Raw genomic sequence first — 13,112 nt, 5'->3', positions numbered from 1 at the left:
CATTTCTGACATTGTCCTGGACTCCTGTTCAGGGCACATACGTTAAAGGGGGTGTCCCAAAAGATCTTAGATCTTGCGGGCGGCCCTAGAAGACGCTCCATGTACGAATCATTCCTACCATCGCTGTTGCCCCCACATTTCTTGGAATGGTTCTGAGCAAGGACGAAATGTGGGGGCAAAGGCGAGCGCTGACGCTTGTCCGGAATCGATTCGTCCTAACAGAAAGTACGTCAAATAAAGCCATGGCGGTGCTCAGGATGTTATTCCCACACCGCTATGGCTTCTGTTTTGATCATTGGCCGCCTTCTTGAGACAAATTATGGGGAAGTTGAAAGCCACCCGACATGGGAGCCGTACGTCAAGCAATAAATCTACTTTTGGGACGGCCCCTTGTTGAACTCGACGAACTGTACAATATCCGTGTCTGTATGGACTATTTGTCTTCTCCGTCCTGTACGAAATTGAGCACAGCTTCGTCCACAGCAGCGGTCTGTCCGAGGTCCGGTCGATCTGACAGTTCGACTTCGCAAGATGCGGGACGGCCATGTAGTTCAAATAGAACCAGTTCGTTTTCCCCTTTACGCAATAAAGGGCCGGGAATATATAACGCCATCTGCGGCCCCGCCTTCCAGTACCGGCCCAGATTGAAGCCATTGATCCAAGCGACACCTTTAGTCCAGCCATCAAAGCGAAGAAACGTATCCCCGATGTCCTCCACCTGAAAATGTCCGCGGTAAAATCCGGGCAGGTCTGCGTTTTCCGATTCCGGTGTGGACAGCTCTTCTTGCTCCGTCTGTCCATCATCGGTAACCGGTTTATAAGAGAGAGATGACAGCGTTTCGGACTCCAGCGGCAGGGTCCGGATCGTCCAGTCATACAGGAACTGGTTATCGATTCTCACGCCTTCCGTGATTCCCTTAGGATCGCGGATAAGCGGCCCATAATTGATCCGGCCCATGTTCTCGACGAGAATATCCAGCCTCGCTCCGTTTGCGGGTACGGTAATATGGAGAGGCTCTGAATTCCATCGTTCGATAACGCCAAGCGGCCGACCATCCAGAAATACCTGAGCACGATCCCGAACCTCCTGAATATGCAGCTGCTGTCCTTGCCGCGGTCCCTGAATAAATGTGCTGTACAATATAAAGCCATAGGACTGTCCGAATTTTTCCATCGGTTGGATGTGTACGCTTTGTATCGGTTCTGAGAGATGCTCTAAATTGGCATCCGCAAACAGGCCTGCCATTTCAGACAACGCGACCTTTCCGTAGGCTGCCTTTGGAATGGGATCCGGGAAGACACAACCCTGCTTAAAGCCATGCTTGTCCAGCACCAACCGCACCGCCTCATATTTCTCCGTCTTATCCCCCCATTCCGTCAAAGGGGCATCATAATCGTAGCTTGTCGTTGTTGGCTCATAGGTCTGGATGTGATTCGCTCCACTGTAAAAGCTGAAATTGGTTCCACCATGGAACATATACATATTAATCGAGGAGCCTTTCTCCAGCATTTCATCCAGTACGCCGGCAACATCGGCCGCATCCCGCACATGATGATCCTCCATCCAGTGATCAAACCAGCCGTTCCAGAATTCCATGACCATCAGCGGCTCTTCCGTACGATATTCCCGGTATTTGCGGAAGGATTCTTCTACCCTGGAACCGAAATTCACAGTCGCGTGCACATCGTCAAGTGACCCGCCTAGCAGCATCTCGTCGGTTGGCCCGTCGGAAGTAAAGAGAAGCACATCCACGCCACGCCGCACCAGTCCCGCGCGCAAATATTCCAGATAAGCGTGATCGTTGCCGTAACTGCCGTATTCATTTTCGACCTGAACGGCCAGAATCGGCCCTCCATGTGTGGACAGCAGCGGAACCAGTCTTGGGATCAACTCATCGTAATAATGATCCACCTTGCTTAAATAGAGCGGATCACTGCAACGAAGCCGGACTTCTCCATAACCAAGCAGCCAGCCTGGCAAACCTCCAAATTCCCATTCCGCACAGATGAACGGGCTGGGTCTGACAATGACGTGCAAGCCCAATTTCCCGGCTAATTCGATAAACGATACGACGTCGGCCATGCCGCTAAAGTTAAATTCCCCTTCTTTGGGTTCGTGTACATTCCAGGCGATATAAGTTTCAACGGTATTGAAGCCGCAGGCCTTTAATTTTAATAGCCTGTCCTCCCAATATCCAGGAACCACACGGAAATAGTGAATCGCTCCCGATATGATCCGGTACGGCTGCCCGTTCAACAAGTATTGCCCGTTATTCCAAGTGAGCATTCCCATTACAGATCCCTCCACACTTCTTGATAAAATCCAACGTTTATTGCCCGCAGCGATAAACCGCCATTTTTTTGATTTTCGGACTTGCGGCCGATTTCAGTACACGTAAACGCACCTTGTCCGTAGATACTGGCGAGAACGCATCGATTTTCTTGTGACCGATCGCGCTGCCGCGTGTAAGCTCAAGCCACTCCCCATCGATGCACGCTTCCAGCACATATTGACTTACACGTTCTCCGTAAGCGATATCCTCCATGACAACGGCATGATCGATCACGCATATTCGGGAAAGGGTCATTTCAACGACCTCGCCCGATCCCGAGCTTTCAGCCAGGGCATGACCAAACCGACGCTCGATCTCTCTGCCAAATGCCAGAAGCCGCTTTACATCGGCTTCCGGAAGCAGCCCCCGATGGTCTGGAGCGACATTGAGCAGCAAGGTTGCCCCATGTCCGACCGACCGATAATAGATTTCCATTAGTTGACCAACAGACAACAGCAAGTGTTCTTCGTCAGGATGCCAGAACCAGCGGTCTTTTCGGATGGGGACATCACATTCCGCGGGCACCCAGCCCGGCGTCTCCGGCAGCCACTTCAGCGATTCTTCGCTGAACATGCTGCCTCGCGAAGAATCGGCCGTATTCCAGCAAGGATACGGAGCGACGCCATCCTCATTGCCGACCCAACGGATCGTGGGCGCGCCCATATTAAACACCATCGCGCTGGGCTGATGCTTTTTCACGAGATCCATGATTCGAGGCCAGTCATATTCGCGGCCTTCCGACCCCGCGCCGTCAAACCAGATTTCCACAAGCGGACCATAGCCGGTTAAGAGCTCCTCCAATTGTCTGCAATAAAAGTCATCATACTTTTGCGGGTCGGCATAACACGGCTCGTGCCTGTCCCAAGGGGATACATAAATACCGAATCCGATGCCCTCTTCCCGGCAAGCATCCGCACATTCTTTTACGACATCGCCCCGCCCTTCCTTCCACGGACTCGAGGCTACGGAGTAGTCCGTTGTCGCCGTTGGCCACAGGCAAAAGCCGTCATGGTGCTTGGCCGTCAATATGAAATAACGGAATCCGGCTTGCTTCGCGGACCGAACCCACTGCCGGGCATCTAGCTGTAGTGGATTAAACAATGTGGGCGAATCCTTGCCCTCTCCCCACTCCTGGTCACAGAACGTATTAATTCCGAAATGGCAGAACATCCCGAGCTCCATGTCCTGCCAGGCTAGCTGCTCTGGAGTCGGCAAAACAGCAAGATAATCCGAATGCTCCTTCAAATCATCATTCATCTCTTTTTCACTCCCTCACATGAGTTATGCTACATATGAAACTTGATACCAACTACACAGTGAATGACACGGTTCATTATCTTTTTAATACAATCTGATAGGTCTCTTCCCCCTCTGCCGCAAACGTATATTGATAACCCGAGCCTGAGCTTAGGCATGTTATAGGTACAGGAACATGCGTGGAATCAAGTATTACAAGCTGGTGCCCGCTAAATAAAACACAATTCCGGAAATTCTCAGAATAAATCTCAGCCGTTTCAAGCTTGCCTTCTTTCCAGCTAATATTTACTGTATAACCGCCCCTAGCACGAAGTCCCTTCACCGAACCACTTGCCCATGAGGACGGCAGAGCAGGAAGCAAACGAACTTCACCGCCATGGGATTGCAGCAACATCTCCTGGATCGCGGCCGCTCCGCCGAAATTGGCATCAATTTGAAAAGGGGGATGGTCACCGAACAAATTCGGATGTACTGCCTTGGCCAGCAGCTCGCGTAGGCTGTCATGTGCTTTCTCTCCCTCGCCAAGTCGAGACCAGAAATTCGTAATCCACGCTTGGCTCCAACCGGTATGTCCTCCGCCATACTTCAGGCGCCGTTCCAACGTTGCCCTGGCAGCTTCTCCTAGCTCGGGCATTCGATGAGGGATAATCTGTTCTCCCGGATGCAGAGCGAATAAATGTGAGATATGGCGATGACCCGGCTCAAACTCTTCATAATCGACTGCCCATTCCATGACCTGTCCATATCGGCCGATTTGGGGCTGAGGAAGTTTTGCCCGCGTACCGCTCCACTGTCTACTCCATTCCTCATCCATCCCCAGAATCTCCGCTGCTTCAATACAAGCGGTAAATAATGCATATATAATTTGTGAGTCCATCGAAGGGCCGGAGCATAAGGAACCAATCTGTCCTTTCTCGTTAATATAGCTGTTCTCCGGTGAGAGCGAAGGCGAAGTAACCAGACAGCCGTTCTCATCAAAAACAAGAAAATCAAGAAAGAACAAGGAAGCCTCCTTCAGTACTGGATAAGCTCGTTCTCGCAGGAATGACTCTGACAGATTATAGCGGTAATGCTCCCATAAATGCAGGGCCAGCCACGCCCCGCCCATCGGCCAGAAAATGGCAGGTGTCCATGCTCCAAACAAGCCGCTCTCTGCCCACAGATTCGATGATGTGTGCGCCGTAAACCCTCTCGCCCCATACAGAGATGCCGCGGTCTTCCGCCCGTTTATGACCAACCGATCGATAAAATCGAACAATGGCTCGTGGCATTCCGGCAAATTGCCTGTCTCGGCAATCCAATAGTTCATCTGCAAATTAATGTTCAGATGATAATCACTCTCCCAGGGTGGCGTGAAACTTTCATTCCAGATTCCCTGCAAATTGGCAGGTAAACTCCCCGGTCTCGAGCTTGCCATCAGTAAATAACGACCATATTGATAGAACAACGCCTCAAGTCCAGGATCATTAACCCCTTGCCGATAAAGCTGTAGTCTCTCCGAAGTAGACCTATCAACAAGTGCATCTTCTGCCTCTGAAGCGCCATCTTCCGTTATCGGAGTTATCAATGTATCAGACGCTTCGATTTTCAGACTTACTCGATCGAATAAAGCGCAATGATCAGCAATATGCTCATCCAGCAATGAGCCATATGGAAGCAATGCAGCGGATCCCGCCTGTTGCAGTGCCTCCCGGTACGGATCATCACAGCGAAACGATGTTTGAGCGGCGAACAGCAAAGTAACATCATCGGCAGACTGGATATCGAGGTAATTGCCAACCGTTTGACACTTGCCGCCAATCGTATAGGCATGAAGTACTGCCGCGTATTTAACACCATCCGGCCCACATATGCCTTCCATCGCCAATGTACGTTCATTTTCCCGCTTTATGTTTCCATCGAAGGGGCGCTTGCTTAACCGGGCTGATAAATGAATAGCTGCAGGTTCCGATGCAGAAATACGAACGACAAGGACTTGATGAACAGCACTTGCAAAGACTTTCCTGTCATAGAAAATGCCGTTCTCTTCCCAGGATACGGAAGCAACGCCCGTCCTCAGATCCAGCTCCCGCCTGTATTGATTAACTTCGGATGTGTCGGACTTGAACTGAAGCAGCAGATCTCCGAGCGGCTGGTAAGGTCCAAAGTATTGCGGAGCATTCGTAAAATGTGTAAGCGCCAACTGCTCCGCCTCTCGCAGCTCCCCACAGCGAAGAAGAGATCTAATATCATCCAGCTTTTGTATCGCCTCTGGATTGTCGTGCTGCTTCGGTCCGCCATACCATACCGAATCTTCATTCAAACCAATCCGCTCGGTGGACACACCGCCAAATACCATGGCTCCGAGTCTCCCGTTGCCGACGGGAAATGCCTCCGTCCAGACCTTTGCAGGCCGTCGTTCTACAAGCTTTCTAGTTTCGTTGATCATCGCTCTGCTCCTATTTTGAGTATCACAATAGAATAAGGGCTGTCTCAGATGTATGATTACTGAGGACAGCCCTTCCAATCAATAGCTAAGCATCAACCTTTAGGATTCCATCCGGCCCGATTACTTAACAACGCCTTTTTCGTTAATGATTTTTGTAGCTTCATCGACCATCCATTGTTGAACCTCATCAATCGGCTCGTTGCTGAGCATGAATTTCGCAAAGCCGTCATCAATGATCTTGGTCAATTCCGAAGTATCCGTCATCATGACTTTGGCTGCATCAAGATACTGGATTTCATCGCTAAACAGCGTATATTTCAGCGAATCCATATCGTACTTATCCTCTTTACCGGCAACCAGCTTTGTCAACAATTCTTCGTTATTCGCTTTCTTGTAACCAGAGAACTCAAGTCTGTTGTCCGAATCGGCTGTTGTCATAAATTTCATAAGCTTGAAGGACGCTTCCTTGTTGGTTGAATTGGCACCCAACGCAAGCATACTGCCGCTGGTGAAGTATTTTCCTTCATACTCTTTAGGTTCCATTCCCGCAGGAGGCACAGGTACAGGAGCGAAAGCTGTTTTGAAATCATGCGGATATTGCTCGGTATTTCCTGGGTCCGCTATCGTGAAGTTGCCTGTAAGAATCATAGCAGCTTCTTCATTAAAAAATTCAGTACGGTAGTTCAGCTTCGCGGCAAGTACGTCACTGTAAGGTTTGGCCGACTTGTCCGTCTCCTCCATATCTTTGCGGAGCTGGAAGAAATACTTGTAAGTCGGATCGGCCAGAATGGTAGTTCCGTCCTCATATACGAACGGATCTTTCATCATGGTTTGCGCCGGAGCGTTCATATAAAGCTCCCATGTATGGAAGTAAGACCCGTAACGCTTGTCTACGCCTTCGCCCTTGGTCAGCTTCTTGGAATAGTCGCGGTAATCATCCCAAGTCCAGCCGAATTTCGGAACTTCAAGTCCCGCTTCATCCAGGGCATCCTTATTGAGCATCACATAGTTCATGCTCTTGGTGTACTGCATGCCATAATACTTGTCTTCTAACTTGGCATTGACAAAGTATTCGTCTTCCGGAACGAGACTTTCCTGCTCATAGAACTCGTTCAGGGGAGCAAGTGCTCCACGTGAGGCGCGTTCGAGAACTCCGCCTAAGCTTGGGAATTGAATAACATCGATCGCTTCACCGGATGAGATCAGGAAATCAAGCTTTTTCAACATTTCCACGGAATCACCTGGGACCAGAACCACATGTTCGACCTTGATATTCGGATTCTGATCCATGAATTCCTGGAGCATGGCGTCCGTACCCGCCTGTTGAGCTTCGTTATCCCAGTTGTAATACTTGACGGTAACCTGCTTGTCCGTCTGACCGCTTCCACCGTCCTTGCTGGCACCGCTTTCAGACCCGGAATTCCCGCAACCGCTTAAGACCAGGGTGCTCGCCAGGATCGTGCTAAGAATGACGGATAATCTGTGTTTACTTTTTTTCTTCATCTTACTTCCCCCTGCACAGATAAATTAGTTGTGGTGCTGTTTTCATGTTCATTATAGGCACCAGCATGGCGGATCAAGTGCACAATTTTGAGGTTCTAGGATTACATTTTTGACTTTCCGAAATTCTGATTTTTGACATTAGACTTCGTATCAACCTTTTACCCCGCCCAAAGCAATGCCGTTTATAACCTGCTTTTGCAATGCGATGAACACAATGACCAGCGGAATGATCGCCGATACGGACGCCATCATCATAATGGCGTAGTTGTTGGTATAGTCATCACGGAACAGCGTCATCCCCAGCGGAATCGTGTATAAGTCCTTGTCCAGCAAGAAGATGAGCGGATTCTGGTAATCGTTCCAGGTCCAAATGAATTTAATAATCGCTACCGTAGCAAGCACAGGCTTGCACAGCGGAACCATAATGGAAGCAAATGTCCGCAGATGACCCGCTCCGTCAATTCTGGCCGCTTCCAAGTATTCATCACTGATCCCGATCATAAACTGACGCAGCAGGAATGTGAAGTAGATCGAGAACATGCTCATGAAGATGATGGCTGCATGCGTATTGTAGAGGCCAAACCAGCGAATCAGCAAAAATCGAGGAATCAGCGTCGCCTGATCCGGAATGATCATGAACGAGAGCAAGGCCATAAAGACGAGGTTCCGTCCTTTAAAGCGAATCTTCGTCAGCGCATAGGCTGCCATGGATGAGATAATCAGTGTGATTAAAGTCGTAATAATCGCTATTTTAAAAGAATTAAAGTAGAAATCATAGAAGGGAACTCTTCCCATCCAGACCATCTTGAAATTGTACGCCAGATTCACCTTTTCCGGTATCCATTGAATCGGGAATCGCATAACATCCTTCTCATATTTAAAAGCCGCGGAAATCATCCAGATAAGCGGAACGAGAAACACGATGGACAATGCCCCCATGATAAGGGTGATTATCACTTTGGACACGTTTTTTCGAAGCAACTGCATGTACATTCCTCTCCCTTCTTATTCTTCATTTCTCATTTTCCAGGTGAGCGCGGTAATCAGACCGATAATCGCGAACAGCAACCAGGAAATGGCCGAAGCGTATCCCATATTGTAGTATTTAAAGCCTTCCTCATAGATGCGGAATACAAGCACGGTAGAAGAATTGTTCGGGCCGCCTTCCGTTAAAAAGGCAATGATGTCAAACACTTTAAACGAGCCAATCAACATCGTAATCAACAGGAAGAAGGTCGTCGGGCGGAGCATCGGAACCGTGATCGCAAAAAACTTTTTGATCGAACTGGCACCGTCAATATCCGCCGCTTCGTAAATTTCATTCGAAATGTTCGTGAGCCCAGCCATGTAGATTATGATCGTGTAACCCAGGCCCGCCCAGGAACTGATAATCGAAATCGCCAAGAGCGACGTTTTCGGATCGACCAGCCATTTCGGCGGACTGCTGATCCCGATGTCCATCAGAAACTGGTTGATCGGACCCAGCGATGGGTGGAATAATGCGCTCCACACCGCAGCAACTGCGATGATCGAAGAGATATAAGGAATAAAGAACGCGACTTTAAAATAACTCTTGAAGAACACGCTGTTGTGAATCAATACCGAAAGCACCAAGGCGATCGCAATCGGGATCGGCACCGTAAGAACCATATAGATCAAGTTGTTCTTTATCGCTTGCATAATGGTTGGATCATGGAACATCTTGATGAAATTATCCAGTCCGGTAAATTCGATACCCTGGACACCCGACAGCATATCCCAATCGGATAAGCTCAAATACAAAGAAAATCCAAGGGCAAATACGTTTAATAGCAGCATTCCGACGATTTCCGGGGCCAGAAAGAGCCACCCGATCAAAGCCTCTTTCCGCTTGGGGGTCCAAAACTTCCGTCGGCTCTTGGGCACAGGTTGTTGTACAGCCTCCATGTAGCATCACCTCAACAATTTGTAAGTTGTCATTATAGTAATACATCCGCTATCGGCAAGAAGGAGGGATTATGACCAGCCATGTGCAAGATTTTGACCTAAAAAAAGCCCCACAAAGGGGGGCCTATGCTCCGATGCTTATTCCAAATACTTTGCGGGGACCCCAAAACATATAAATGCGAATACATTATTGCTAACGCTTCGCTGAAAACTTATACATTCTTAAATCTTAAAAAGCCGCCCTTGCCAGGCGGCTTGCTGCTGTAAATGTGAATTGAACTGTAGCGGTCCACTTATTTTCGCGCGGTGTACTTCGCTTTATATTCACTTGGCGTGGTCCCCACGTATTTTTTAAACACTTTTGAAAAATACGTCCGATCCGAATAACCCAATCCCATAGCAAGAGACTCCAGATTTTGTCCAGACATTCTGAGCATTTTGGTAGCCATCTTCATTTTGTACTGATGCACGTAATCCGTGAAGGTCAACCCCGTCATCCGTTTGAAATATCGCGAAAAATAGCTCGGATTCAAAAACAGATAGCGTGCCATATCGATCGACGTGATGTTATCGTCAAGATGCTGATCGATATATTGCTGGATCACCTGCAGCTTCGGCTCATTCGGGGAGCTTCCTACTCCCGTTTGCCGGGTTCCGATAATTTGGATCAGCTTTCTCTCCACCAGTTCCATCATATCCTCCAAGGTGCGAGCTAAAGCAAGATAGGCAAACAGATCCTCATCGAATTTCAGACTGGAGAACATCAGCTCGACACCGCGAAGCATGGAGGAAAGGTCCCTGGCAAAGTCATTCGGATCAATCGACAGCTCTTTGGCGGTCCCGGCGATCTTTTGAAGCGCAGCGCGTATTCCGTCGAGATCCTGCTTGATGAGCATCCGTTCGAGCTCTGAAACATAGCTGTCAAGAAACCCCTGTGGCGCAGCTTGAAACCAACGCGACCTTATTTGCGAAATTTCGGATATCGTATAGTCGGTATTTGCGTAAAACTCGCACTTGCCATGGAGAATTTCCTGATAGATAGAACCAATCGAGCTTAATTCCATTTTGTCCGTGACCGCGATAACGTTTGGTTGAATTTTCAGAAAGTGAACGCACTGGTAACACAGCCGCTGCAAATAATTATGAAGATTCAAGCTGGCATTTTGTGCGAGATTCACCCTAAAGTTATGAAGAATCACAATGTTTCCCTGCTCCATGAACGGCGTAATTCCTTCATACGATTCGGACAATTCCGTCGCGATATTGTAGACAGCGTATAAAATCAGTGGAAATTCCGTTTGTCTGAAACGCTGGTCAAAGCTGGACATTTGAATGCTGACCAGTCCCAGCATAAACCACGGATACGTCCAAGAGATGCCGATCTGTGCCGCATAAGCCAAAGTGGCTTCGGACGGCGAGCCATTGATTACCCTTTGCAGCAAATCCTGCCGAAAGAGCTGGCTGTTGTAACTCGCCGCCTCGCGATTAATCAGACCGGCCCGCGTCTTTAACAAGTGCATGGATTTGCCAAGACTCTGCTCCAACTGCTCAGCCGTAAGCTGATCCTTGATCAAATAATCATCCGCTTGCAGCTTTACGGCTTGCTGGGCGTAATGAAAATCCTCATGACAGGTCAGGAAGATAATCCGAACCTCCGGCTTCACGCGAATAAAATGGTCTGCCAACTCAATGCCGTTTTTTTGCGGCAGTCCGATATCCGTAATGACAATATCCGGACGTAATTCCTCAAACATATGCAGCGCTTTCGCGCTGGAATACGTACTGCCGGCTATCTGCAGATTGTTTGCCTCCCAGTCAATCATCTGTTGCAGTACCTTGAGCATAGGAACATCATCGTCTATGAGCATTACTCTATACATCATTCTTCCTCTCCCTCCGGTAAAAAACCATGATGATGACTTTGGGGCAAATACAGTGAAACTGACATTCCACCCTGCGGAAGGTTGGCGAGTGTCAAACTCGCTTCCGGTCCGAAGGTCAATCGGAGTCTTTGGACGATGTTCATTAGACCCACTCTCTCATAAGCTCCATCCTGCTCGCCGCTTGGTTTTCCCAGCCTACGGTTCAGACATTGGAGCATATCTTCATCTGCCCCGAAGCCATTGTCTGTAATCTCAATTCGGACTCCGTCCGGATTGCTTCGGGAACGGATCTCAATGCGTGGAGTCTGATGATCGACAAGCCCGTGGACGATGGCATTCTCAACGACAGGCTGCAAAATAAGTTTCGGCAAAATGAGCCCCTCGGTTTCCGGATCCAGATCGACCTCTAAATGAAGCGGGATTTCATTGCGGATCTTCATAATGTCGATATAATGGCCCAGCAGCTTGCATTCCTCGCGTAAAGTGGCCGGCTCATTGACCTTGAGATAAGCTCGAAGCAAACTCATCAAGGAATCAATAATTCCACTATGAAGTGTATCTTTCGTCAAGATCAGACTGCACTTGATCGAATTCAGCGTGTTAATCAAAAAATGAGGGCGAATTTGCATAAACAAGGCTTCGAGCTCCATCACCCGCTTCTGTTCCTGCTCCTGTTCGATATCGTGAATCAGCCGCTGTAATTGATCCAGCATCGTATTCAGCGTCTGCCCCAATTCGGCGATATCATCCTTGCCCTTGACCTCCAGTCTGACATCCAGGTTTCCCATTCCGAACTGGCGTACAACCCGCTGCAGCTTGAGAATCGGACTGTGCAGCCTTTTGGCGATCAGGATGGACATCCCGGAGAAAACGAGAAACAGCAGAATGACCCCGGCTAGACCGGTATAAAAAGTCCGGGAGATTTGCCCCGACCACTCTTTCTCCGAAGCCTCATAGGCCAGCTTCCAGTTCGATTTCAAAATGGTCCTGTCCGTTCGGACACTGCCCTTAGTCTCCGTATGATTCGGGATTAGCCCCGAGTCGCCTGCGATGAATTCCCCTGTTGTATCAAAGAGCGCCACCTTGCCAAAGTCGACCGTACCAAGCAGCCTGTTGAAGTAAGTATCGGAAATGGCGCTGAGCAATACGGACACTTGCCTCTTCTCGCGGCTGTCATAAATGACCCTGGCGATATAGTAACTTTTCCCCTTCCCTGCCGAGTCGCCGCCCGCCATCCCAAGCCATTGCAGGCTTTCCGGTTTATTGAGATCGACGCGCTGCATCAGCTTGTCGACACTTCCGTTAATGGCGGTCAAATCCTCCGTGCCTGAAGAGATGACGAAATGCTGACGGTTGACCAAGTACATGCGGACGTTATTATTCAGCGGCTTGGAGTTGATCAGGGAAAACACATCCTGAATTTGTCTAAAATGCACATAATCCTGATAAGTAGCCAGCCGTTTTGTGTCTGCAAATGACTTCAGGATATTGCGAACATTCGTATCGTTCACGATAAAATGGGAAGCAAACGTTACATCGTCAATTGTCTTACTCAGCTCATCCGTCATGACGTTCAGGAAATTCTCGTTGCTGAGCTGCAGCTTCTCTACCATCGTATCCCGGATCAGAACAAACGAAATGATAGAAACCGCAATCAGCGGAATAAAGATCAGCAAAAGAAACGACAGCTGGATGCGTTTGTAGTAGGTGAATTTGAACATTTTTCTCTGCGCCTCTCTTATGCTATTGTCCTCTTTATTCTATCAGTCCTCTGTGCCGGAA

At 48.9% G+C, this 13,112-nt stretch carries 8 protein-coding genes; all 8 read right to left on the bottom strand.

Translation table 11 applies throughout. The features are described from left to right. Window positions 1–433: 433 nt before the first annotated feature. The 8 genes from MHH48_RS15490 to MHH48_RS15455 all read right to left on the bottom strand — a co-directional run bounded on the left by MHH48_RS15490 (window position 434) and on the right by MHH48_RS15455 (window position 13,051). On the bottom strand, window positions 434–2,293 hold the full coding sequence (locus MHH48_RS15490) for a beta-galactosidase (RefSeq protein ID WP_076326117.1): 1,860 nt from the start codon (window positions 2,291–2,293) through the stop codon (window positions 434–436). A 37-nt stretch (window positions 2,294–2,330) separates the two neighbouring features. Then, complete coding sequence (locus tag MHH48_RS15485; protein ID WP_076326116.1) at window positions 2,331–3,590, bottom strand: alpha-L-fucosidase; 1,260 nt, start codon at window positions 3,588–3,590, stop codon at window positions 2,331–2,333. A 76-nt stretch (window positions 3,591–3,666) separates the two neighbouring features. Next, window positions 3,667–6,018 (bottom strand): glycoside hydrolase family 95 protein, encoded by a 2,352-nt coding sequence (locus MHH48_RS15480; protein ID WP_076326115.1) that lies wholly within the window; start codon window positions 6,016–6,018, stop codon window positions 3,667–3,669. Between the two features lie 120 nt (window positions 6,019–6,138). Next, entirely contained in the window at window positions 6,139–7,521 is a 1,383-nt protein-coding gene (locus MHH48_RS15475; protein WP_076326114.1) for an extracellular solute-binding protein, read from the bottom strand. A gap of 150 nt (window positions 7,522–7,671) precedes the next feature. Then, window positions 7,672–8,514, bottom strand: a complete 843-nt coding sequence (locus MHH48_RS15470; RefSeq protein ID WP_083659837.1) for a carbohydrate ABC transporter permease — start codon at window positions 8,512–8,514, stop codon at window positions 7,672–7,674. 12 nt (window positions 8,515–8,526) lie between these two features. After that, on the bottom strand, window positions 8,527–9,447 hold the full coding sequence (locus MHH48_RS15465) for a sugar ABC transporter permease (protein WP_076326113.1): 921 nt from the start codon (window positions 9,445–9,447) through the stop codon (window positions 8,527–8,529). A 293-nt stretch (window positions 9,448–9,740) separates the two neighbouring features. Further along, on the bottom strand, window positions 9,741–11,330 hold the full coding sequence (locus MHH48_RS15460; RefSeq protein WP_083659836.1) for a response regulator: 1,590 nt from the start codon (window positions 11,328–11,330) through the stop codon (window positions 9,741–9,743). Next, window positions 11,327–13,051, bottom strand: coding sequence for a histidine kinase (locus MHH48_RS15455; protein ID WP_076326112.1), 1,725 nt, complete (start codon window positions 13,049–13,051; stop codon window positions 11,327–11,329). The genes MHH48_RS15460 and MHH48_RS15455 overlap by 4 nt, the downstream gene beginning before the upstream one ends. Window positions 13,052–13,112: the final 61 nt, after the last annotated feature.

Origin of the sequence: Paenibacillus sp. FSL F4-0100, from assembly GCF_037993005.1 — a bacterium.
GTDB lineage: Bacteria > Bacillota > Bacilli > Paenibacillales > Paenibacillaceae > Paenibacillus_AQ.
This window is presented reverse-complemented; position numbering and strand designations above follow the sequence as displayed.